The organism is Halalkalibacterium halodurans (genome assembly GCF_004376175.1).
Taxonomy (GTDB): domain Bacteria; phylum Bacillota; class Bacilli; order Bacillales; family Bacillaceae_D; genus Halalkalibacterium; species Halalkalibacterium halodurans.
The window spans coordinates 4092-25871 of sequence record NZ_SNUY01000042.1; the positions used below are offsets into that span (position 1 = coordinate 4092).

22 protein-coding genes, 1 pseudogene and 1 riboswitch are annotated in these 21780 nt (G+C 43.4%); of the genes and pseudogenes, 16 read left to right on the forward strand and 7 right to left on the reverse strand.

The annotated features are described in order from the left end of the window. Nucleotides 1-404: 404 nt before the first annotated feature. The gene (locus E2L07_RS13455; protein ID WP_134229820.1) at nucleotides 405-1931 is read right to left on the reverse strand and encodes a SulP family inorganic anion transporter; all 1527 of its coding nucleotides are present in this window, start codon (nucleotides 1929-1931) and stop codon (nucleotides 405-407) included. Nucleotides 1932-1961: 30 nt separating this feature from the next. After that, nucleotides 1962-2558 carry a xanthine phosphoribosyltransferase gene (locus tag E2L07_RS13460; RefSeq protein WP_053431432.1) on the reverse strand — a complete coding sequence of 199 codons (597 nt, stop codon included), beginning with the start codon at nucleotides 2556-2558 and terminating at the stop codon, nucleotides 1962-1964. 103 nt (nucleotides 2559-2661) lie between these two features. Continuing rightward, nucleotides 2662-2763: riboswitch (purine riboswitch) on the reverse strand. Between the two features lie 620 nt (nucleotides 2764-3383). Here E2L07_RS13460 and E2L07_RS13465 point away from each other — a divergent pair. After that, the gene (locus E2L07_RS13465; protein WP_010897680.1) at nucleotides 3384-3905 is read left to right on the forward strand and encodes a PTS sugar transporter subunit IIA; all 522 of its coding nucleotides are present in this window, start codon (nucleotides 3384-3386) and stop codon (nucleotides 3903-3905) included. A gap of 295 nt (nucleotides 3906-4200) precedes the next feature. Here the strand turns inward: E2L07_RS13465 and E2L07_RS13470 are convergent, their stop codons facing one another. The 3 genes from E2L07_RS13470 to E2L07_RS13480 all read right to left on the reverse strand — a co-directional run bounded on the left by E2L07_RS13470 (nucleotide 4201) and on the right by E2L07_RS13480 (nucleotide 7403). Beyond that, a complete protein-coding gene (locus E2L07_RS13470) occupies nucleotides 4201-5232 on the reverse strand; it encodes a LacI family DNA-binding transcriptional regulator (RefSeq protein ID WP_010897681.1) in 1032 nt (343 codons plus the stop codon). Nucleotides 5233-5404: 172 nt separating this feature from the next. Further along, nucleotides 5405-6370 carry a TIGR03943 family putative permease subunit gene (locus tag E2L07_RS13475; protein WP_010897682.1) on the reverse strand — a complete coding sequence of 322 codons (966 nt, stop codon included), beginning with the start codon at nucleotides 6368-6370 and terminating at the stop codon, nucleotides 5405-5407. Nucleotides 6371-6389: 19 nt separating this feature from the next. After that, a complete protein-coding gene (locus E2L07_RS13480; protein WP_134229821.1) occupies nucleotides 6390-7403 on the reverse strand; it encodes a permease in 1014 nt (337 codons plus the stop codon). A 160-nt stretch (nucleotides 7404-7563) separates the two neighbouring features. Between E2L07_RS13480 and E2L07_RS13485 the strand changes: the two genes are divergently transcribed. Together E2L07_RS13485 and E2L07_RS13490 are read left to right on the forward strand one after the other, a co-directional pair. Then, nucleotides 7564-8526, forward strand: a complete 963-nt coding sequence (locus E2L07_RS13485) for a CobW family GTP-binding protein (RefSeq protein ID WP_134229822.1) — start codon at nucleotides 7564-7566, stop codon at nucleotides 8524-8526. Nucleotides 8527-8592: 66 nt separating this feature from the next. Next, nucleotides 8593-9234 (forward strand): SDR family oxidoreductase, encoded by a 642-nt coding sequence (locus E2L07_RS13490; protein WP_010897685.1) that lies wholly within the window; start codon nucleotides 8593-8595, stop codon nucleotides 9232-9234. A gap of 42 nt (nucleotides 9235-9276) precedes the next feature. Here E2L07_RS13490 and E2L07_RS13495 read toward each other — a convergent pair whose 3' ends face one another. After that, nucleotides 9277-10113, reverse strand: coding sequence for an undecaprenyl-diphosphate phosphatase (locus tag E2L07_RS13495; RefSeq protein WP_134229823.1), 837 nt, complete (start codon nucleotides 10111-10113; stop codon nucleotides 9277-9279). A 164-nt stretch (nucleotides 10114-10277) separates the two neighbouring features. Between E2L07_RS13495 and E2L07_RS13500 the strand changes: the two genes are divergently transcribed. Next, nucleotides 10278-10811, forward strand: coding sequence for a TlpA disulfide reductase family protein (locus tag E2L07_RS13500; protein WP_134229824.1), 534 nt, complete (start codon nucleotides 10278-10280; stop codon nucleotides 10809-10811). A 40-nt stretch (nucleotides 10812-10851) separates the two neighbouring features. Then, entirely contained in the window at nucleotides 10852-12036 is a 1185-nt protein-coding gene (locus E2L07_RS13505) for a DUF3866 family protein (RefSeq protein ID WP_134229825.1), read from the forward strand. Between the two features lie 23 nt (nucleotides 12037-12059). Here the strand turns inward: E2L07_RS13505 and mciZ are convergent. Next, a pseudogene (mciZ, locus tag E2L07_RS21765) lies at nucleotides 12060-12317 on the reverse strand (Z-ring formation inhibitor MciZ); the annotation flags it as partial. Between mciZ and E2L07_RS13515 the strand changes: the two are divergent. The 11 genes from E2L07_RS13515 to E2L07_RS13565 all read left to right on the forward strand — a co-directional run bounded on the left by E2L07_RS13515 (nucleotide 12256) and on the right by E2L07_RS13565 (nucleotide 21722). Beyond that, complete coding sequence (locus E2L07_RS13515; protein WP_134229826.1) at nucleotides 12256-12807, forward strand: NUDIX hydrolase; 552 nt, start codon at nucleotides 12256-12258, stop codon at nucleotides 12805-12807. The pseudogene mciZ and the gene E2L07_RS13515 sit on opposite strands and share 62 nt — an antisense overlap. Then, nucleotides 12800-13975: an endonuclease Q family protein gene (locus tag E2L07_RS13520; protein ID WP_134229827.1), complete on the forward strand. Its 1176-nt coding sequence runs from the start codon at nucleotides 12800-12802 to the stop codon at nucleotides 13973-13975. The genes E2L07_RS13515 and E2L07_RS13520 overlap by 8 nt, the downstream gene beginning before the upstream one ends. Before the next feature lie 68 nt (nucleotides 13976-14043). Next, nucleotides 14044-14697, forward strand: coding sequence for a stage II sporulation protein M (gene spoIIM / locus E2L07_RS13525; RefSeq protein ID WP_134229828.1), 654 nt, complete (start codon nucleotides 14044-14046; stop codon nucleotides 14695-14697). A gap of 112 nt (nucleotides 14698-14809) precedes the next feature. Beyond that, complete coding sequence (gene fur, locus E2L07_RS13530) at nucleotides 14810-15262, forward strand: ferric iron uptake transcriptional regulator (RefSeq protein ID WP_010897692.1); 453 nt, start codon at nucleotides 14810-14812, stop codon at nucleotides 15260-15262. Nucleotides 15263-15458: 196 nt separating this feature from the next. Continuing rightward, a complete protein-coding gene (locus E2L07_RS13535) occupies nucleotides 15459-15686 on the forward strand; it encodes a YqzK family protein (RefSeq protein ID WP_053431427.1) in 228 nt (75 codons plus the stop codon). Nucleotides 15687-15962: 276 nt separating this feature from the next. Further along, nucleotides 15963-16862, forward strand: a complete 900-nt coding sequence (xerD, locus tag E2L07_RS13540) for a site-specific tyrosine recombinase XerD (RefSeq protein WP_134229829.1) — start codon at nucleotides 15963-15965, stop codon at nucleotides 16860-16862. A gap of 107 nt (nucleotides 16863-16969) precedes the next feature. Further along, complete coding sequence (gene deoB / locus E2L07_RS13545; RefSeq protein WP_134229830.1) at nucleotides 16970-18151, forward strand: phosphopentomutase; 1182 nt, start codon at nucleotides 16970-16972, stop codon at nucleotides 18149-18151. A gap of 15 nt (nucleotides 18152-18166) precedes the next feature. Further along, nucleotides 18167-18985, forward strand: a complete 819-nt coding sequence (locus tag E2L07_RS13550) for a purine-nucleoside phosphorylase (RefSeq protein WP_134229831.1) — start codon at nucleotides 18167-18169, stop codon at nucleotides 18983-18985. Nucleotides 18986-19003: 18 nt separating this feature from the next. Then, the gene (locus tag E2L07_RS13555) at nucleotides 19004-19831 is read left to right on the forward strand and encodes a purine-nucleoside phosphorylase (protein WP_010897697.1); all 828 of its coding nucleotides are present in this window, start codon (nucleotides 19004-19006) and stop codon (nucleotides 19829-19831) included. A gap of 171 nt (nucleotides 19832-20002) precedes the next feature. Continuing rightward, a complete protein-coding gene (locus tag E2L07_RS13560; protein WP_010897698.1) occupies nucleotides 20003-21304 on the forward strand; it encodes a pyrimidine-nucleoside phosphorylase in 1302 nt (433 codons plus the stop codon). Nucleotide 21305: 1 nt separating this feature from the next. Then, nucleotides 21306-21722, forward strand: a complete 417-nt coding sequence (locus tag E2L07_RS13565; protein WP_134229832.1) for an SRPBCC family protein — start codon at nucleotides 21306-21308, stop codon at nucleotides 21720-21722. Nucleotides 21723-21780 lie beyond the last annotated feature (58 nt).

Here is a 21780-nt window from a genome sequence, read left to right on the forward strand (position 1 = left end):
GGCACAAGGTCAAGGACAAGCAGCTACCGCTGTGGCTCTGTGTTTCACCTAAAATAGAAGTTTTACCAAGTAAAATAAGCAGGGCTAACCTATCTACTAGAAACAGGGGTATTTACACAAAATTATTGACACACCCCCTTTAGTAGCTTTCAGATCATATATTATTAATATACTATATTTAAGACAGATTGGGTATACTTACTACTATAAATAAGTCACGATTTTCCTGAGAATCGTGAAAAATTAAACGGATAAATAGGCCGAAAGAATCTTGATGGGAAAATGATGGAAAGAAAGTGGAAAGCAGGGACCTGTGGAGGACCCTGCTGATCTAAAGGGGGTGTTCTAGAAGTTCGAAAAGGAAGGTGTCTCAGCTATTGTTCATGAAGAGGCTCGTCTTCTTTTTAAGACGCCACCCGTTTTGAGCTAAGAGTAGAAGGGCTTGCTACGGCTTCTTTGCTTGTTTTACGGAAAGCACAGTAAGAAAAGAGAATGGCGATACATAGATACCCGAGTGAATAATCAGGAGCCGCGTTAAATGATAGCTCTGGAGCATGCATAAACCCAGCAAATGAAAGCCCGGCACCTATCAGAGAAAAGACGGCTGCCTTTATAAATTGTTTATCAATAATACATACAGCAATGGCTCCGAGGATGATCGCAGTGAACATCGCCCCTTGACCGAGAGGCACAATGCCTTCAGAAATCCCTTGAACCACTTCTCCTGCGTTGTTATTAAATCGAGTCATCACATAATTCGCTACATATGGAAGCATTGCTAGTGCTACAGCAGGATAATATTTTCGATCATTGGAATCGAAAGCGGTGACGACCATTGACATGCCGACGAAAACAAGAATTGGTGCGACAGCCGCAAGTGGAATCAATTCCGATAATGCAGCGATGACTCCCGTTACAGCAGTTATGGCAAATACGAGTGCGTTTAAAATGCTATATCCACGCCCTGCACCCATCCATTTGGAGCCGACAGTTGCGATATAAACCGTCGTTGGAAACAGTCCGCCAAAAACAGCTCCGATCATCGTACCAACGCCGTCTACGGCTTGACATTCCCGAACATCATAAGAGTCTCCCGCTGCCGCCATCGCATCTACGTTATTCATCGTTTCAATCGCATTATAGATCGTAATAGGCAGCAGTATAGCTAACAGTCCAACTAAAGGGCCGAACAAGTAACCGAAGCCTTCAAAAGCACCGAGTGACGGAAGGATTGGGTAAAGTCCAATGTTGGCTAAACTGTCTTGGAGTGTGTTTGCTGATTGATAGCCGAGAACAAATGCAAGAACTGTACCAATAATGACAGCGCATAACGACGGAGGGATGTTAAAAGGTAACGTCACTTTCCCTACGACACCAAGCAATATAATCGCAAGTGCGACAAGACCAACAACAGGGATTGAAAAAACTTGAAAGAGCATTTCTCCTGCAATAAAGGTAACAGCTACGCCCGCCAGTGCACCAAGCATAGCTGGACGAGGGAGATGCTTTCGTACCCAATTTCCAGTGAAACTAACAAGCAACTCGATAAATCCGCTTAAAAAGGCTGCTGCTAATCCAATCTTCCAAGCGAGCTCAGGATCGCCAGTTAGCGCTAGTGCAGGAGCTAAAATTCCAAATAAGAACACGAACATAACAGGTGTGCTAATCCCATAGGAAAGAGCAGTCACGTCACTTCTACTTTCCTTTTGAGCCAATCGGTTTGCCATATAGGCGTAATAAAGGTTACCGACAATGACAGCTACGGCCACCCCAGGGATCACTTTACCGAACACTAAGCTTGCGGGAAAGCCTAGCCCTATCATTGTCACCGCAATGATGACAAAGTTGGCTAAATTGTTTTGAAACAGGGCAAAAAAAGCATCAATGTCTTCTTTTTTAAACCAAGGATAGTGCACAGTTTTGGCTGACATGAAGTTCCCTCTTTTCCGGTATGATTTTCGTTATTTTGATAGCTGTGTTACAAATTCATCGACAAATTGAACAGTTCCATTTTTAAACGATTGAATTCGAGCTAATGATTCGACACGATACCCCTTGTCAGTGAGTTTTTTTCGACCATCTTGAAACGACTTCTCAATCACGATGCCGAAGCCTACGACTTGAGCACCTGCTTGCTCCACAATTTCGCACAATCCAAAGGCCGCTTGACCGTTTGCTAAAAAGTCATCGATAATCAAGACACGATCATCAGCATGTAACAAATCCTTGGACACCGTAATCTCATTTGTTTCTTGTTTGGTGAACGAATATACTTGACTTCTGTAAACGTTGTCCGTCATCGTCAATGATTTTTTCTTTCGAGCAAAAATGAACGGAACCCCTAAATGTGTGGCGACTACCAAACTCGGGGCGATTCCTGACGATTCAATCGTCAGCACCTTTGTTATTCCTTCATTCTTAAACCGTTCTGCAAAAGCTTGCCCAATTTCGTTGATAAGCTTAGGATCAACTTGATGGTTTAAAAACGAATCAACTTTCAATACAGTGTCTGACAAAACATTCCCACGTTCTCGTATCGCTTGTTTCAAAGATTCCATCGTTGTATTCCTCCTTTTTTACATAACACAAAAAACCGAACGTTCTGGCACACTCAATAAGCGAGTGAAACCTTGACGTTCGGTCCAAAATGGCATGACTAGTCTATGTCAAAGTATCACTCGTAGTCAGGCTGTTTACGGCAGCCTGGTAGAAACTTGCGGGCCCTATTCCCGCGATTATACGAGTGCTTTTTTTAATGTAAATGTATGATGGCATTATATAGGATTCTGTCGTCAATGAAAACCCCTTTGCAGGAAAAAACGAATGAATGAATTAAATTCAGAAAATTTATTCGTGTTTTGCCTAGAAATGACGTTTGAAACCATAGCAAAAGCGCCCCATTTAAATAGAGCGCTTTGCTTAGGAATCATTTGAATGGTTTGCGTAGATTGAAACACGTCGTTCTTAAACAAGAGGAAAAGGTTTTGTTGGATCCGTTTATAGTAAGAGGGAGAAGGGTAAAGGGGAGAACGAGTGTAAACAACGCGCTATCTTGGTTGAAGTAGGGAGAGGGATAAAGAATGAATGATGAGACTTTATAACCACCTCCTTAACACCTATTATAAGGGTGTGTAATTCAAAAAACAACAAAAACATCCAAAAAATGCAAAATGAACAGTCCCTATTCAAATCTCGAAGTTGTGTGTGGGGAAATTGTGGTTGTTTCGTGAAACATCCATATGTATTGTTGACAATCATCGCGTGCTTTTTATAAGATGACGTTATGGTTATAGCTTGCCTAGACAAGAGCCTAGAACGTGGTTTTAGGTCTTTTCATGTTACGAGAAACGAATAAAAGACGAATGATGATATGAGGTGAGACAGTGTTTAAAAAACTATTTGGATTGGACAAAAAAGCGAAGAATGAGGCTGCGTCACCGCAGGAGGAATTGATTTATGCTCCGTTAAATGGCACGCTTGTAGACATTGAGGATGTACCTGATCCAACGTTTGCGCAAAAGATGATGGGGGATGGATTTGCGATTGATCCTCGTGACGGTCACGTGGTTGCACCAGTGGCTGGAGAAATCGTACAAGTCTTTCCAACGAAGCATGCGGTCGGGATTAAAACGCCAGGTGGAGCAGAATTGTTAATTCATATTGGACTTGAAACCGTAAATATGAAAGGAGAAGGCTTTACCGCTCATGTGAAGGAAGGAGATAAAGTGAACGTAGGAGACGCCCTCGTTGACTTTGATCTTGAATTAGTGAAGGAAAAAGCTGAGAGTACAGTTACTCCAGTGGTCGTGACTAATATCGATCAGCTTGCCGTTTTCGAAAAACAAGCGGCAACTGAAACGAAAGCAGGAGAAACGTCGCTTGTTACAATAAAAGTTCAAGGATAAGATTCGGGAGCACGTCCTTTAAAAGGGAGGTGCTCTTTTTGTTTTGTTGCAAGCGAGAATGTTTTTTCCGTCCACGATGCTACCATTAGGAGATGGTCAGCAAGTTTTCTTATTTACAAGCACCTTATTGGAATCCATAACCCATGGCTTAGCATCATCTATGTAGTGGCCGCTGTCTTTGTCATCGTCGGTTCAGCTATGCTGTATTCCTTATCGAAACTAAAAGACCAAAACATGATTGAGACCATCAAGCAGGAAAGTATTTAAGCGAGCGGCTGCCCGAAAAGACGGTTTACTAGACATGACCGTTGGGGGCAGCCATTCTGTTTTTTACAGACTCCCTTTCAGCAATGCGATGGGGCATGGTGAGCGATGTGTTCGGTTCTCTTGATTGAATCGAGTCAATCAACTTTTTAGTTGCCTGTGCTCCCATTTCTTCGAAAGGTTGGGAAACGGTCGTTAATGGAGGAATCGACATTTTCGCAAGCTTCGTATCGTCATAACCAATGACCGATAGTTGATGTGGGACACGGATTCCTAGGTGATAGGCACTTGATACCGCACTAATAGCTAATTCATCACTTGCAGCAAAAAGAGCTGTTATGGATGGATGGCTTTTTAACAGTTTTTGAAATGCAACTTGTCCATCTTCAAAATAAAACCCTTTGTGCCAAGTCATTTTTGTTTCAATAAAAGGAAGATCCGCTTCTCGTAAGGCTCGTTTGTAGCCTTGAATACGGGGATGACCGGCCAATGGGTCTGTCGGGGGCCCGCTAATCATGCCAATGTCTGTGTGCCCTTTCTCTATTAAATAACGAACTGCATCATAGGAAGCAGCTTCATCATCTACCTTTACATACGGGACGTCGTTTGTTTCGGAAAAGGCGGAAATCGTAATGATCGGTACACCCATTTTTTTTATAAACTCTCTATAGTCCTTCGTAAGGAGTTGACTTATAAAAAGAAGGCCGTCCACTTGTTTCTCTTGCAAAAAGGTTAAATAGTCCATTGTTTTTTTGTGGTCCGAAGCTGTATTACAAACGATCACGCTTATCCCATGGGATTGAGCTACCTCTTCAATTCCTTGCAAAATTTGCGCACTAATAAGTCCTGATACATTAGGAAACAAGACGCCAATTGAATCGGTCTTTTTATTGATAAGACCCCGGGCAACAGCGTTTGGGTGATAGCCCATTTTTTCAATCGTTTCAAGTACGTGCTGCTTTGTTTTTTCTGAATAGCCTACACCTTTATTGAGGATGCGAGATACGGTAGCAATGGATACGTTCGCTTCGCGGGCAACGTCTTTAATGGTTGGTCTGTTCAAATGTCTCATTCCTTAAACGAAAACGTTTTCTGTGATTCGATTATAGAGTGAAGACAATCGGTCGTCAAGAATAGGAGTGGGACATGAACGTTTGCCCCATCTTGACCATATGAAAAAGAAGATGATCTGCCTGTAGGACAAAGATCATCTTCTTTTTCATACTCTTGTTTCATTAAAAGCGAAAGGAAGGAAAAACATAAGGGGAGTCAGGTTCGTCAATAACTTCTAACTGATCAACATGAATGAGCGGGATTTGAGCATCGTCAAATTCTGTCTGTGATAACGTTCCTTCCACGCGGACCCACATATCATTTGTCAATTCGTCTAAATCGTCAGCTTCAATCATTGTTGCGTAGACTGTAGCATCTGCTACGCAGCACGTCATGCCGAATCGGGCAACCGCCAATTGGTTGTTCGGAAAGCTTTTATCGCGAAAAACAAAACCGATTAACTCGATCTCTTTCCCTGCAAATTCAGGCAGATGATGCTCCAGCATCGTCATCACATCTAAATAATTTTCGTCTGTTACGACTAATCGATCCTCGGCTAACATTTCGTCAGCCATTTCCCGATAATAAGAATTAAAGCCTTCTTCTGTATAAAAATCTTCAGGAGCGGTGTTAGAATTTTGTTCCTCTAATTGTCTGTAATATTCATCAGGGTCTTCTAAAAACAACTCTGCACGTGACGTGCCTGATTCGCCCTCTAAAGATCCTGTGGAATCACCTGGTGCGATTGATTGATTCATACCTGTGCTAAATTGGACGCCTCGGTTAGCAGCAACCGAGCTATCAAGCACTTTATCAGGAACGACAAAGCCAGAAATAATCGGAACAACGAAAATGGCGTATATTAACACTTTTGTCATGGGAGAGCCGCTCATGGAATGGTCGGTCCCGCAATCACATAGAAGCTCTTCCTCTTGGCCTTTGGCCGTACTGCGTATGATTTGGATGACACCAAGGAGGAGAAAGACAACCGTCGCGAAATAGACAAATGGCATCATTGAAGGTGCTATGTAATAGCGGATCGCACCAGTCAAAATAAAGGCGATCAATAAAAGGGAAAATCCGATTAGGATGATCCCACGTAGGTACGCATGGAATCCGAGATCTTGTGTCGTTTGTTCGTTGTCCATAAAACTCCCTCCAAACATCTTATAGAGTAAACTGTAGCACCATAACGGCGAGGAAAACAACAACTGTAACGGTGATCATAAACGCTAGTACAAATTTGGATTTGAAAAAAGCGAACAGCATGATCGTGTTTTTCAAGTCCAGCATCGGTCCGTACACTAGGAAGGCGATCAATGATCCAATCGTAAACGTACTTCCAAAGGATGCGGCAACAAACGCATCGGCTTCTGAACATAGAGACAAGATAAAAGCGAACGCCATCATCACACCGGTGGATGACCATTCATTTGAACCGATGGTCACAAGGATGTTTCGATCAAGGAAGGTTTGAAACAATGCCGCAATAAACGCACCTGCAATTAAATATTTTCCCATAAGGAAAAATTCATCTGACGCATGATAAAGCGTTTGTTTCAACCGATTCATTTTCGGCTTCAGCTCCATATCAGATTGTACAGGAACACGACCGACAAGCTCTTCCTTGGTCCACTTTAATTGGTCGCTATTTTTAAACATGACATATAGTAAACCACCGATCACAATGGATAGGATAAACGCAAGCCCCATCCGCGCATAAAGGACAGTTAAATCGGTGCGAAAGGCAAAGTAAGTAGAGGCTGCCACGATCGGGTTTAAAATCGGGGCGGCAACAAGGAAGACAACACCGACGTGGAGTGGCATACCCTTTTTGATTAATCGCCTAACGATCGGAACAATAGCGCATTCACATATAGGAAAGATCGCACCGAGTACAGCGGCAGGCAAAAGAGCCGCATAGGCGTTTTTAGGTAAGTAGCGTTGAATCGTATCTTCCTTTACGTAAATTTGAATGAGAGCTGATACGAACACGCCGAGTAAAATGAACGGGACCGCTTCAATCACGATGCCAAGGAAAATCGTGTTCACATTCATCCATGGATCGGGAACGACGCCTTCCCCTTGTTTAAACGTATCAATTTGAAAAAAGAGGAAGAGAAAGATGGCAAGCAAAGCGAAACCAAACAAATCTTTTCCGAGATTAGACAACCTTTTCATATGTTTGTATGCTCCTACCTTATGAAAATATTCGCTTTATCATTCTATCATAAAAAAGGTAGTTCGTTAGAATCAGAATCGTTCTGATTTGTGAAGAAATTGCTCACTTATGATAGATTATGAATAGAGGAGCAAACAGAAAGGAGAGAGGAGAGAAGCTATGATTCCAGTCTATTTGTTTTCTGGCTTTTTAGGAAGTGGGAAAACGACGGTTTTACTAAACGTATTGAACCAACTAAAAGAAGATGGGCTTAGGCCAGCGATCGTGTTAAATGAAGCAGGCGAAATGAATGTGGAGAAAGAGCTTTTTGCAAATGAAACTGTAGTGGAACTCCTAAATGGTTGCATTTGTTGTACGATCCAAGATGATTTGAAGGCAGAGCTCCAACGATTTTTAACCATTAATGATCGCAGTGTCGATGTTCTACTTATCGAAGGAACGGGTATCGCCAATCCTCGGGAAATCATAGAGGTACTAACAGATCCACCATTTATCGAACAACTTGCACTCCAATCAGTGATCGGAATCATTGATGCTAGTCGCTATTTGGAATATCGCAGTTTATTTTCAAGCTCAAAAGAAATTCGAGCTGTCTTAAAAGAGCAAGTGGCTGAAAGCACTTTACTACTTCTAAATAAACAAGATTTAGTGGACGGTCGGACCTTACACAAGGTTGAAGAGAAATTGAAAAAGGATAAGAAACCGGGAGCCACCATCTTGTTTTGCTCATACGGGAAAGTACCGACGGAGGAGTTATTAAAGCCACGAATCAAAGTGGATACTGGGAAGGATCATGCTTATTCCGTTGCAGCCTCTTCCCATGCTAGTCATTCGCACCACCACCATCATCATGATATTCAAGCAATTAAGCTTGATCTTGAACAACCAGTAACCGAAAAAGAGCTTCAACGATGGTTAATTGACCAAGGGGATCAGCTCATTCGCGCAAAAGGGTATGTTCGCCTGCAAGGGAACGACCTACTCGTCCATTTTCAATATGCGTCAAAGCAGCTTTCCGTCCGCAAGAGCAAGGAAGAAGTACCTCCGTGCTTAATCCTAATTGGTGTTGATTTAAATCGAGAAACTTTGGCTAAATCGTTGCATACTGTAACGAACGTTTAACCTTTTACTTGATAGGGAATCAAGAAAGTGGGAACGAGCATGTTAATCGAAAGGGTGTTATATGTCATGAGAGTACTTGTCGTTGGTGCAAACGGAAAAGTAGCTCGTTATCTGTTATCAGAGCTGAAAAATAAAGGTCATGAGCCAGTGGCGATGGTGCGAAATGAGGAGCAAGGGCCTGAATTACGAGAACGGGGGGCCTCTGACATTGTCGTTGCTAATTTGGAAGAGGATTTTAGTCATGCGTTTGCTTCAATCGATGCTGTTGTATTTGCCGCTGGTTCAGGACCTCATACAGGCGCGGATAAAACAATACTTATTGATTTGTGGGGAGCGATCAAGACGATTCAAGAAGCGGAAAAACGAGGAATCAAACGCTTCATCATGGTCAGCTCTGTCGGCACAGTCGATCCTGATCAAGGGCCGATGAACATGCGCCATTATCTTGTCGCTAAACGGCTTGCAGATGATGAGCTCAAACGTTCCTCTCTTGATTACACAATCGTGCGACCAGGACCTCTTTCGAATGAAGAATCCACAGGAAAGGTAACAGTCTCTCCTCACTTTTCGGAAATCACACGTTCAATTACACGTCATGACGTGGCGAAAGTGATCGCAGAGCTAGTGGATCAGCAACATACGATCGGGAAAACGTTTGAGGTGTTGAACGGGGACACGCCGATCGCCAAAGTAGTCGAACAGCTGTAAGACAAAAAACAGCCCTACGTAATGAAGGGCTGTTTCCTTTTCCTATTCAAGATCAATGATCATGTTGTGGTCAAAGTAGAAGAAAACAAAGATAGCAAGGGCAAAGCAATAAAAAGCAAAGTAAATGAGCTTGCTACGTTTTAAAAAGTCAATCAACCAAATAATTCCGAGCCATGAAAAGAAGAACGTGACAATAAACGAGATGATAAGGGGTAATCCTCCCACTTGCTCAACCAATGTTCCGTCGAGTAAATCCCCAATCGCTAACACCGATGTTCCTAATATGACTGGAATGGACAACAAAAACGAGTAACGGACAGCCGTTTCCTTGTTTAACCCGGAAAATAAAGCGGTGATGAGGGTCGCTCCAGAACGGGAAATTCCCGGGAAAACAGCAAGCGTTTGGCCAAGACCGACAATGATCGAATCTTTTAACGTCATATCTTTTACTGTTCGATCTTTGTAAACGAAGAAGCGCTCAATAATAATGAGAAACGTTCCTGTAATGATTAGGGCACCAGCGATGAACGGAGGTGTCTTCATTTGGGCTCCGACAAGGTCTTCAAGCAATAAGCCAAGCACACCCGTAATCCCTGTAGCCACGATGATGTAAATCGCAAACATAAATTGAATACGGTTCTCTTCTGATTTGTCTTTAAAATAGCTGAAAAACCCTACAATCACCTGTAGTAAATCTTTACGAAAATAAAGAATTACGGCTAAAATCGAGGCGATGTGCAAGAAAATTTCAAAGCCAAAGCCAGGGAACGTATAGTCAAACAAAAACTGAGTAATCACAATATGGGCTGTACTTGAAATAGGCAAAAATTCTGTGATTCCTTGAACAATCCCGATAATAATCGCTTCAATAATCGACATATGTATCATCCTTTTAATCCTTTAGTAGAGACGGTCTTATTCTAGCAAACTTTTACTAATCCTAAAAGTAGCTAGAAAAACTTTCATGTCTTTGTCATTGAACTGTAATAAGGATGCGATTATAATGTGGGTGACATTTGAGTGGAGTGAAATGAGGGAACGCGGTGAATAAAAAACGATTAACGACCATCGTTGTCTTAATAGCAGTAGTGGCTAGTGTGATCATCATATTAACGCAAAATAATTTAGAAGTAGGAAACGGAAAAGGGATGCTTGCCGAAGATTTTACGCTCCCACTGTATGAAGAATCACAGTCTCGGTCCCTATCCGATTACCGCGGCGATGTGGTCATATTGAATGTTTGGGCGTCATGGTGTGAACCTTGCCGTAAAGAAATGCCTGCCTTGATGGAATTACAATCAGATTATGAATCGGAGGATGTGTCGATCGTAACCGTTAATATGCAAACATTTGAACGAACGGTGAACGATGCAGGAGAATTTATTGAAGAATTAGGGATTACCTTACCGGTTTTTCTCGACGAGGAGGGGGAATTTGCTGATGCTTACCAAGTGCAGCATTTGCCGATGACGTATGTATTAGATCGAGAAGGTATTATCCATGAAGTGATTCTAGGGGAAGTGACGTACGAACAACTCGAACAACTCATTGTCCCATTACTTGAAAAAGCATCATAAGCGTATGCTCTCTACTTAAAAATGAAGTAGGGGGCTTTTTTTGTATGTAGAAACGAAGGCTTTACAAGTAACTTTAGCAACGGAAAAAGGTCTGATTATGGAGAAGGGAAGTGTTGGACAGACTAAACGTAGAGAATGCATGGGCGGTGGGAAAATGTATCACGAACGCATTGCCAGCGTCGTTTCCGTTTTACACGATGATGAGACCATTCAACTTCTAGAGACGACAAGCATGGCAAAAAAAGCAATTTTATACAAAGCTTTCACCCATTCTGCGAAGCCGGGTGACGAAATTCTCGTCAATGAAACGGCTACAGTTCTTGCCCTTGGAACAGGAGGAATGGATATTGTGAAAGCGGTGCTGTCAGAAAAGCCAGTGCAACTGAACGATCATAATGGTCACATTATGAAAGCGCGATATACTCCGATTCAACACAGCATCTTGTCTGTGGAAGAAGAGAAAAGTCCTTATCATGACTTATTTAGTGAAACCTTTCATCTTCATGGTCAGCCTGTTTTACTCGGTGAGCTCCATAGTATGGTGCCACTCGCCTATTATGTCAGTCAAGTGCTTCAATCAAATCAAACATTCGTTGCCATTTTTGACGATAAGGCGTCATTGCCACTTACGTTAAGCAACCAGCTACGAGAATTATCGAAACAGTCGTCCTTCCATTCTATTACGATCGGACAGGCATTTGGAGGAGAATATGAAGCGGTAAGTTTGCCGACAGCTTTGCAGTTTGCTGTTTCGAAGCTAAAGGCAGATGTGGTGATGGTGTCTTTAGGGCCAGGTGTCGTTGGGACAGGGACGAAGTTTGGTTTTAGCGGACTTTGTATGGCTGATTGGGCGAATACGATAGGTGCGCTTGGAGGGACACCTGTTTGGATTCCTCGTCTTTCGTTTCAAGATCAGAGGGAGCGACATTACGGTTTAAGTCATCATACGAGAACAGCCTTATTTACATTTACATATGCTAAAAGTTTATTGCCGATTCCTCACTTAGCTGAAGAGGGGCGCCAATTCATTCAAGAACAACTCGCCAGCGAACGAAAACTTCCAGTTAACCATGAGATCGTGTTTGCCGATCAATCCAGAGAGGATCTCGTAGAAGCTGCACTACGCCTGTCACGATCGGAAATTAAAACGATGGGAAGAGCCTTTTCAGAAGATACCGCTTTCTTTTTAGCAGTTGCTGAGGCGGTCACCCGCGTCGTGTGTTGATGGACAGAGTCACACCATTCTTTTACGGTGTCATATTGCTTGCCCATTTGTTTTAATTTTGCACGAATTTCCCATGCTTTCCCTGATAACGCGATGCTTGTTTGCCTAACAACAATATTCATCCCTTTCTCTCCTTCCTCAAACTCTCTGTAAGCTTGCCTAATGTGATACACTTTTATGTAAAGGAACAAGGAAATAGTACTGGAGAGGAAGAGAGACATGTCACAATCGTTTGAAGAAAAAACAATTAAAACAACACCGGTTTTTTCGGGAAGAATCATTGATCTACAGGTGGATGAAGTCGAATTACCGAACGGAAAAACAAGCACGCGGGAGCTCGTCAAACATCCTGGTGCAGTAGCGGTCATTCCGGTGACGGAAGACGGGAAGCTCGTTCTCGTTCGTCAATTTCGTAAGGCGTTAGAAAAAGAGATTCTTGAAATCCCAGCAGGCAAGCTAGAAAAAGGGGAAGATCCCCTTGTGTGTGCTGAGCGCGAGCTAGAAGAGGAGACAGGATATGCGGCTAAACAGCTTACGTTTCTCCGCTCCTTTTATACTTCGCCTGGCTTTGCTGACGAAATCATTTACCTCTACTTAGCGGAACAGTTAATCGAAGGCGTGGCGCATACAGATGAGGATGAATTTGTCGAGGTGGTAGAAGTGACGCTTGATGAGGCGCTTCAATATATAGAGAATGAACGGATTCATGATGCAAAAACAGTTTTTGCGGTGCAATATTTGCAACTTAGAAAGCTGTTGACACATGATTAATGACCATCAATATGTAGCAGATTTGCACATTCATCTCGGCCGAACTGACTCCAACCGTCCAGTTAAAATTACGGCCGCCCGTACGTTGACGCTCGAAAACATAATCGACTATGCAGGAACAGTAAAGGGGATTGACATCATCGGGGTCATTGACTGTCACGTTCCAGAAGTGCTAGAAGGGTTAAAGCATTCGATAGAGAGTGGCGAAGCTTATGAGTTGAAAGGGGGCGGCATTCGTTTCCCTGATGTGACTCTCATTTTAGGGACAGAGATCGAGGTGTATGATGAAGAAAGTCTCGGTCCGGTCCATGTTCTTGCTTACACCCCGACTTGGAACGCGATGATGGAGTTAAGCAGCTGGATGGGCTCGCGAATGAAAAATCCCACGCTGTCCTCCCAACGTCTTTATGAAACGAGCATAGTGCTACAGCAAAAAGTAAAGGAGCTCGGAGGACTGTTTATTCCGGCCCATGCTTTTACTCCGTTTAAAGGGGTTTACGGAAAGGGAGTGAAGCAAAGTATGGGTGAGATTTTTGACCTAGCACTTATTGATGGGATCGAATTAGGGTTAAGTGCCGACACGTCGATGGCCGACCAAGTGGAAGAGTTACATCGTTTTCCATTTCTATCAAATTCCGATGCCCACTCCCTTGAAAAGCTGGCGAGAGAATATCAGATTCTTCATCTGTATGAGCCGTCCTTTCAGGCTTTTCAATCGGCACTTAGAGATAAAGATGAATGTTCCATTGTCGCCAATTATGGCTTAAATCCTTATTTAGGAAAATATTATGAAACGACTTGCGCCCAATGCCGGACGCCGATGAAAGGAAGTGCATGTGAGACGTGTGGATCTTCAAAAGTGGTCAAAGGGGTATCTGAACGTCTTACAGAGCTTGCTACTGCAAGTGAAAACAATGGAAAACAGCGACCGCCATATGTTCATCAAATTCCCCTTGAGTTTATCCCGAAAGTAGGTAAACGAACATTGGTGCGATTAAGAGAAGCGTTTGGTACTGATATGGACATTCTCCATCAAGCAACCTTTGAACAGCTGTGTGACGTAATCCCGAACCATATAGCGGAGGCAATCGTGATCGCTAGGGAAGGGAAAGCCACCATTAAAAGAGGTGGAGGCGGCCATTACGGTAAAATGATAGGAACAGGATAACGAATGCTAGTCATAGATTTACCGATCAGCACATAGAGTGAATTAAGAGCTGATAGGAGGTCTATGTCATGAGGAAGTACGGCAAAAAATATGGCTTGAAGGAAAGCATGCATCGCCATCTCTATGATAATCAAGCAATTTACTTGTTCACGATCGTTCTTTTTCTTGTCGGCATTGTATTTGGGGCGATTGTCGTGAATAGTTTAAGCATTACGCAAAAGCACGATCTGTATATGTATTTGCAGCAATTTTTTGGACAAGTATCGGATGGACATATGGCGACTTCAACGGAGATGTTTAAGCAGAGCTTTAGCCATTATGCAAAATACTTTGGGCTTATGTGGATTTTAGGCTTATCGATTATTGGACTTCCTGTCATCTTAGTGCTTTTGTTTTTAAAGGGAGTTGTCATTGGCTTTACAGTTGGTTTCCTCGTAAGTCAAATGGGGATGAACGGCTTTTTTCTATCATTCGTTTCTGTTTTACCGCAAAACTTAATTCTTGTACCCGCTTTTATCATCATAGGTACCGCTAGTGTCTCTTTTTGTTTAAAGATGATCCGTAATCAGTTTGTAAAGGGGATTAACGAACCGTTTTTTCCACAGTTTTTACAATATTCATTGCTCATCTTATGCGTTGGAGTAAGCTCGCTCATCGCTTCAGGAATCGAGGCGTATATGTCACCTTTATTAATGAGAATGGTCATCGGCTCTATTTTATAATAAATATTAAATAATAATAATTATCTGTTGGTAAATAATAATCATTATTAATTGACACCTTTTTTCGACAGCCTTATAATTGAGAAGAGGCATTAGTTGAAGGAGGGTCACAATGGAAAAACGACTTGATCGAATTAAAAAACAGCTGCACTCTCAAAGCTACAAGCTCACTCCTCAACGAGAGGCAACGGTAAAGGTATTGCTAGAGCACGAAGAAGATCATTTAAGTGCAGAAGATGTTTACCTCCTTGTGAAAGAAAAGGCACCCGAGATCGGCTTAGCCACTGTTTACCGTACGCTTGAGCTATTAACGGAATTGAAAGTTGTGGACAAAATCAACTTCGGTGATGGTGTATCCCGATACGATCTTCGCCAAGAAGGGGCAGATCATTTTCATCACCATCTCGTTTGTATAGAATGCGGAGCCGTGGATGAAATTCAAGAGGATTTGCTCGGTGATGTGGAAGAAATTGTAGAATCAGAGTGGAATTTTAAAATTAAAGACCACCGCTTAACCTTTCACGGCATTTGTCATCGGTGCCAAGGAGATGAATCGAAGGAGTAATGAAAAACCTTTTCAATTGGAACAAATTGAAAAGGTTTTTAAGCTTCTTTACGAATGTTCATTGGATGGCTCTCAGCGCAACTATTTTAATCGATGGGATAAGGTAGCTCCTTGTAAATGCGAGGTATAAAATAGACTCTTTTTGGCATATCTTGTACTAGAAAGAAGGACTGGGTTCCAAAAGGAGTGTTGAAACATGAGAGACTGGCTTTCTCTCATTGGACAAACAGTGAAGGTTTTTTTGCTATTTATGGGATGCACACTCCTCTTTTATTATGGTATCCTATGGATAACGGAAGAATATGAAAGTTATCATCGCTATGATGAGCCAAAGGGAAATGCAATCAAGGTCATTAGCATGAAAGAGGATGAGTCCGCGAGCTGGCTAGAGCGTTTATTGTTTTTTTACCGTTTCGGTGAATAACTTGTTCAGAGCCAGCTCTTTCGGAGCGGAAGAGCGAGCTGACGCCGAGATTCGCCGTCCATTGCACCCGCGTGAATAGAACAGCAAAAATCCTCGAGGTTCAATGAGGAGGACAGCAAGGGGCAAGAAGGACAAGGAAGCGAAGTGAGGAGCACCGGAGGGGTACGTGAGGAGCGGAAGAGGGTACGTGAGGAGCGGAAGAGCGAGCTGACGCCGAGATTCGCCGTCCATTGCACCCGCACGAATTGAACTTCCTTACATAAAGGGGAGAGGTTGATGGAAACCGTCAACAACAACATACAACAATTTCTTCACTTTCAAAAAGTTGAAAGAGGATTGTCCAATAACACGATTCAGTCTTATGGCCGGGATTTAAAGCAGTACATACAGTATGTAGAGCGTGTGGAAGAAATCCGTTCAGTCCGTAACATTACGAGGGAGACCATTCTACACTACCTTTATCATTTACGCGAGCAAGGGAGGGCAGAAACGTCAATTGCCCGTGCGGTTGCGGCGATCCGTTCATTCCATCAGTTTTTGTTGCGGGAAAAATTGTCAGACTCAGATCCGACCGTTCACGTGGAGATCCCAAAAGCGACGAAACGTCTACCGAAAGCGTTAACAATTGAAGAAGTGGAGGCTCTTTTAAATTCCCCTCAAGGCCGTGATCCGTTCGCCCTGAGAAACAAAGCGATGTTGGAGTTACTGTACGCAACAGGAATGCGTGTATCGGAGTTAATTGGTTTGACGTTAAGTGATATTCATTTATCGATGGGGTTTGTTCGCTGCCTCGGGAAAGGCAACAAGGAACGAATCATTCCGATTGGACAAGTGGCTACTGAAGCCGTGGAGTCGTATTTAGCCAACGGGCGCGGTAAATTAATGAAAAAACAATCGCACGATCATGTGTTTGTTAATCATCATGGTCGCCCTCTCAGTCGGCAAGGGTTTTGGAAAATGTTAAAGCAGCTAGCAAAGAACGTGAACATTGATAAGCCGCTGACGCCTCATACATTGCGTCACTCATTCGCGACCCACTTGCTTGAAAATGGTGCCGATTTACGAGCGGTTCAAGAAATGCTTGGTCATGCTGATATTTCAACAACCCAGATTTATACCCATGTAACAAAAACGAGAATGCGTGATGTGTACGCTCATTTTCATCCAAGGGCGTAGCATCTTTGTTCTGTAAAGAGGTCAGACTTCTGACATCTCTGAAAAAAGCTCATTTTAGTGAAATAAGGGAAAAGTATAGTGAATGTGTTTCTAGGAGGCGACAAATCGTGGACGTAAAGCGATTTAAACGAGTATTTTTAATTGTGATGGATTCGGTTGGAATTGGCGAAGCGCCAGATGCTAAAGCATTTGGTGATCAGGGAGCCCATACTTTAGGTCATATTGCAGAGCGAATGAATGGACTACATATGCCAAACATGGCGGCGCTTGGCTTAAGCCATATCCGCCCGATCCAAGGAATCGAAAAAGTAGACAAGCCAAAAGCTCATTACGGGATTATGCAAGAAATTTCTAGCGGGAAAGATACGATGACTGGTCATTGGGAGATCATGGGGCTCCACATCCGTGAGCCATTTCGTGTGTTTCCAAACGGTTTTCCGGAAGAGCTGTTAAACGAAATTCGTGAGCTGACAGGACGAGAGATCTTGGGGAATAAAGTAGCGTCAGGAACGGAGATCATCAAAGAGCTTGGCGATGAACATGTAAAAACGGGAGCGCTTATCGTCTATACATCAGCTGACTCTGTACTGCAAATTGCTGCACATGAAGAGGTCGTTCCTCTTGAGGAGTTATATGACATTTGTAAAAAGGTAAGAGCGCTCACCCTTGATCCTAAATATATGGTTGGCCGAATTATTGCCCGTCCATTTATCGGTGCTGATGGAAACTGGGAACGCACATCGAACCGGCATGACTATGCCCTAAAGCCATTTGGTCGCACGGTCATGAATGAGTTAAAAGATGCGGGCTTTGATTCGATTGCAATCGGAAAGATCTCGGATATTTATGATGGCGAAGGGGTAACCGAATCGATTCGTACGATTTCTAACGATGATGGGATGGAAAAGCTTGTCCGGTCGATGGATCAATCATTTACAGGTTTAAGCTTCATAAACCTTGTTGATTTCGATGCCAAATACGGTCATCGTCGTGATCCAATCGGTTATGGCCAAGCGCTTGAACAATTTGATCAACAGCTTGCTGATGTTGTTGATAAAATAGGGGAAGAGGATGTGCTGATCATTACAGCTGATCACGGAAATGATCCAGTTCATCACGGAACGGATCATACACGGGAGTTTGTTCCGCTTCTCGTGTATACGAGAGGAATTAAAGAAGGAAAAGATTTAGGATTGCGTAAGACGTTCGCCGATGTCGGTGCAACGATTGCGGATAATTTTCAAGTAGAGGCGCCATCTATCGGCACAAGCTTTTTACATGAACTTTAAGGGGGAACTGCCATTATGCTTAACGTAACTAAATTGCAAGAAGCGACTACATTTATTCAACAGCAAATAGAAACAAAACCAACGATCGGTTTAATTTTAGGTTCTGGTTTAGGGATTTTAGCTGATGAGATCGAACAGCCGGTGAAAGTTCCTTACAGTGACATTCCTTATTTTCCTGTCTCTACCGTCCAAGGACATGCGGGACAGCTTGTGATCGGCATGCTTGAAGGAAAGCAAGTGATTGCGATGCAAGGGCGATTTCATTTTTATGAAGGCTACAGCCTTGAGGTTGTCACATTCCCTGTCCGCGTCATGAAAGCTCTAGGTGTAGAACAAATCATTGTCACAAATGCAGCGGGCGGTGTGAACGAATCGTTCGAAGCGGGTGATCTAATGATCATTCGCGACCATATTAACAACATGGCACAAAACCCACTAATTGGACCGAATGATGAGGCGTTCGGCGTACGTTTTCCGGATATGTCAAATGCCTACTCTGAGCGCTTACGAACGTTAGCGAAGGAAAAGGGAAACACGTTGAATCTCAAGCTACAGGAAGGGGTCTATGTTGCGAACACAGGTCCTGTTTATGAAACCCCTGCTGAAGTGCGGATGATTCGAAAACTTGGCGGAGATGCTGTAGGTATGTCAACCGTACCAGAAGTCATTGTCGCTCGTCATGCAGGACTTGAGGTTCTTGGAATTTCATGTATTTCTAACATGGCGGCAGGAATTTTACCACAGCCTTTATCACATGATGAAGTCATTGAAACAACGGAACGAGTGAGGCAAGACTTTCTTAATCTTGTCAAAGCAATCGTCAAAGACATGTAATCAAAGGAGAGGACTACGATGGAAAACATTCGTGAAAAGGTAAAGCAATCAGCTGAATATTTACTTGGGAAAATTAAAAATAAGCCAGCAATTGGCCTTATTTTAGGGTCAGGGCTCGGGGAACTTGCCAATGAAATTGAAGAAGCGGTTCACATTCCGTATGAACAGATTCCAAACTTTCCTGTCTCCACGGTAGAAGGGCATGCAGGGCAGCTTGTCATTGGGACATTGCACGGAAAAAACGTTGTCGCGATGCAAGGACGGTTCCATTATTATGAAGGTTATACGATGCAGGAAGTCACGTTCCCTGTCCGTGTGATGAAAGAAATTGGCGTTGAACTGATTGTCGTGACAAACGCATGCGGTGGCATGAACAAAAATTTCGCGCCTGGTGACTTAATGATTATTACCGACCATTTAAATATGACAGGGGATAATCCACTGATTGGTCCAAATGTAGAAGAGTGGGGGCCGCGCTTCCCTGATATGAGCCATGCGTATACCCCAGAGCTTGTCGAGTTTGTAGAAGAGACGGCGAACCGTTTGGACATTAAGGTGCAAAAAGGGGTGTATGCTGGAATTACTGGGCCAACGTATATGACAGGTGCAGAGCTCATCATGCTCCGCAATCTTGGCGGAGATGTTATCGGTATGTCAACCGTGCCGGAAGTGATCGTTGCTCGTCATGCTGGCATGAAAGTCATTGGAATTTCATGCATTACCGATATGGCGATTGGGGAAGAAATTGCAGGGATTACCCACGAAGAAGTTGTGGCTGTTGCCAATAAGACAAAACCGAAGTTCATTAAGCTTGTGAAAGAAATCGTCGCAAACGTCAACGTATAAAGTAAAGCATCATTCAGTGGTTGCTGAATGATAATCTAGTTAGTCCCAAAAACGTTGTGAGGTCAAGCAACAGGTGATCTAATTTGTAGCCATCATCGTTTACTTTAGCGCCTCAAGCCCTGGGAGTGAGTAGTAGGACCAGTTAAACGGGATAAAAGGATGTGATCAAAGATGCGCATGGTTGACTTAATCGAAAAAAAGCGTGACGGTCTCGCATTAACGAAAGAAGAGATTGATTTTATCATTTCAGGCTATACGAACGGTGATATTCCCGACTATCAAATGTCGGCGTTTGCGATGGCGATTTTCTTTCAAGATATGACAGCAGATGAACGAGCGTATTTGACGATGGCAATGGCTGAATCAGGCGATCAAATCGACCTCTCTGGCATTGAAGGTGTTAAGGTTGATAAACATTCCACAGGAGGCGTTGGCGATAAGACGACGATTGCCCTTGCTCCCCTCGTGGCATCGGTTGGTGTTCCTGTTGCCAAAATGTCTGGAAGGGGGCTCGGGCATACAGGTGGAACGATTGACAAGCTAGAGTCGATCGCAGGTTTTAACGTGGAAATTCCGACGGAGCGCTTTCTTGAGCTTGTGAACAAAAACAAGCTTGCCGTCGTTGGGCAAACAGCGAATTTAACCCCTGCCGATAAAAAGTTGTACGGCCTTCGCGATGTGACCGCAACGGTGAATTCGATTCCGCTCATTGCCAGCTCGATCATGAGCAAAAAAATAGCTTCAGGCGCTAACGCCATCGTTCTCGATGTAAAAACAGGGTCAGGGGCGTTTATGAAAGAGCTTGAGCAATCAAAAGAGCTTGCCGAAGCGATGGTGGAAATCGGCAACAACCTTGGAAGGCAAACAATGGCGGTTATTTCTGATATGAATCAGCCGCTTGGATGGGCTGTTGGAAATGCCCTTGAAGTGAAGGAAGCAATTGATATGCTTCGGGGCGAGGGACCAGATGATTTGCGCGAGCTTTGTTTAACCCTTGGTAGCCATATGGTCTTTTTAGCGAAACAAGCTACTTCCGTGGCAGACGCCCGTCAAAAGCTAGAGGAAGCGATTTCCTCTGGTAAAGCACTGGACACACTAAAAACGTTCATTAGTGCGCAAAACGGTGATCCATCTGTAGTAGACAATCCGCAGCTTCTTCCAACTGCCCAATTCCAAATAGAAGTAAAGGCAGAGGAAAATGGACATGTAGCGTCGATTGTTGCTGACCGTATTGGTACTGCAGCGATGGTTCTCGGAGCTGGACGAGCAACGAAGGAATCGGACATTGATTTGTCTGTTGGAATCGTTCTGAAGAAGAAAATGGGTGAGTCGGTGCAAGCAGGTGAAACGCTTGCGATTCTTCATGCAAACAAAGAGGATGTCCAAGAAGTGATCGATAGGGTGATTAAAGCCTATCACATCTCTCCTGATCCTGTCGCAAAGCCAACGCTCATTTACGAGGAGATTCATTAACATGACACGATTACCTGACATTAAAAAAGAGGTGCGCTTCAACGCCCCGATCGAAAAAGTGTGGGAAGCGGTTAGTACATCGGAAGGATTAGCCTCTTGGTTCATGGAAAATGATTTGAAAGCAGAGACTGGGCATCATTTTCACCTCCAATCTCCTTTTGGTCCTTCTCCGTGTCAAGTGACAGACGTTGAGCGACCGATTAAACTATCATTTACGTGGGATACCGATGGGTGGTCGGTCACGTTCCATTTAAAAGAAGAAGAGAATGGGACAATCTTCACCCTCGTCCATAGTGGATGGAAGCAAGGGGATACGAAGGTTGAAAAAGCAGGAGCGGAAAGCGCTGTCGTTCATGAACGGATGGATCGTGGCTGGCACGACCTCGTGAACGAAAGACTTCGGCAAATCGTTGAATAAATAGAAGGCATACAAAAGTAGCAGGATAAAAAGTTCCTGCTATTTTTTTGTACCTAAA

Excerpts from the sequence above, each read along its gene's own strand:
- E2L07_RS13455 (WP_134229820.1), bottom strand. The coding sequence starts at position 1,931 with ATGTCAGCCAAAACTGTGCACTATCCTTGGTTTAAAAAAGAAGACATT.
- E2L07_RS13460 (WP_053431432.1), bottom strand. The coding sequence starts at position 2,558 with ATGGAATCTTTGAAACAAGCGATACGAGAACGTGGGAATGTTTTGTCA.
- E2L07_RS13475 (WP_010897682.1), bottom strand. The coding sequence starts at position 6,370 with ATGGACAACGAACAAACGACACAAGATCTCGGATTCCATGCGTACCTA.
- E2L07_RS13480 (WP_134229821.1), bottom strand. The coding sequence starts at position 7,403 with ATGAAAAGGTTGTCTAATCTCGGAAAAGATTTGTTTGGTTTCGCTTTG.
- E2L07_RS13485 (WP_134229822.1), top strand. The coding sequence starts at position 7,564 with ATGATTCCAGTCTATTTGTTTTCTGGCTTTTTAGGAAGTGGGAAAACG.
- E2L07_RS13490 (WP_010897685.1), top strand. The coding sequence starts at position 8,593 with ATGAGAGTACTTGTCGTTGGTGCAAACGGAAAAGTAGCTCGTTATCTG.
- E2L07_RS13495 (WP_134229823.1), bottom strand. The coding sequence starts at position 10,113 with ATGTCGATTATTGAAGCGATTATTATCGGGATTGTTCAAGGAATCACA.
- E2L07_RS13515 (WP_134229826.1), top strand. The coding sequence starts at position 12,256 with ATGTCACAATCGTTTGAAGAAAAAACAATTAAAACAACACCGGTTTTT.
- E2L07_RS13520 (WP_134229827.1), top strand. The coding sequence starts at position 12,800 with ATGATTAATGACCATCAATATGTAGCAGATTTGCACATTCATCTCGGC.
- spoIIM (WP_134229828.1), top strand. The coding sequence starts at position 14,044 with ATGAGGAAGTACGGCAAAAAATATGGCTTGAAGGAAAGCATGCATCGC.
- fur (WP_010897692.1), top strand. The coding sequence starts at position 14,810 with ATGGAAAAACGACTTGATCGAATTAAAAAACAGCTGCACTCTCAAAGC.
- E2L07_RS13535 (WP_053431427.1), top strand. The coding sequence starts at position 15,459 with ATGAGAGACTGGCTTTCTCTCATTGGACAAACAGTGAAGGTTTTTTTG.
- xerD (WP_134229829.1), top strand. The coding sequence starts at position 15,963 with ATGGAAACCGTCAACAACAACATACAACAATTTCTTCACTTTCAAAAA.
- E2L07_RS13550 (WP_134229831.1), top strand. The coding sequence starts at position 18,167 with ATGCTTAACGTAACTAAATTGCAAGAAGCGACTACATTTATTCAACAG.
- E2L07_RS13555 (WP_010897697.1), top strand. The coding sequence starts at position 19,004 with ATGGAAAACATTCGTGAAAAGGTAAAGCAATCAGCTGAATATTTACTT.
- E2L07_RS13560 (WP_010897698.1), top strand. The coding sequence starts at position 20,003 with ATGCGCATGGTTGACTTAATCGAAAAAAAGCGTGACGGTCTCGCATTA.
- E2L07_RS13565 (WP_134229832.1), top strand. The coding sequence starts at position 21,306 with ATGACACGATTACCTGACATTAAAAAAGAGGTGCGCTTCAACGCCCCG.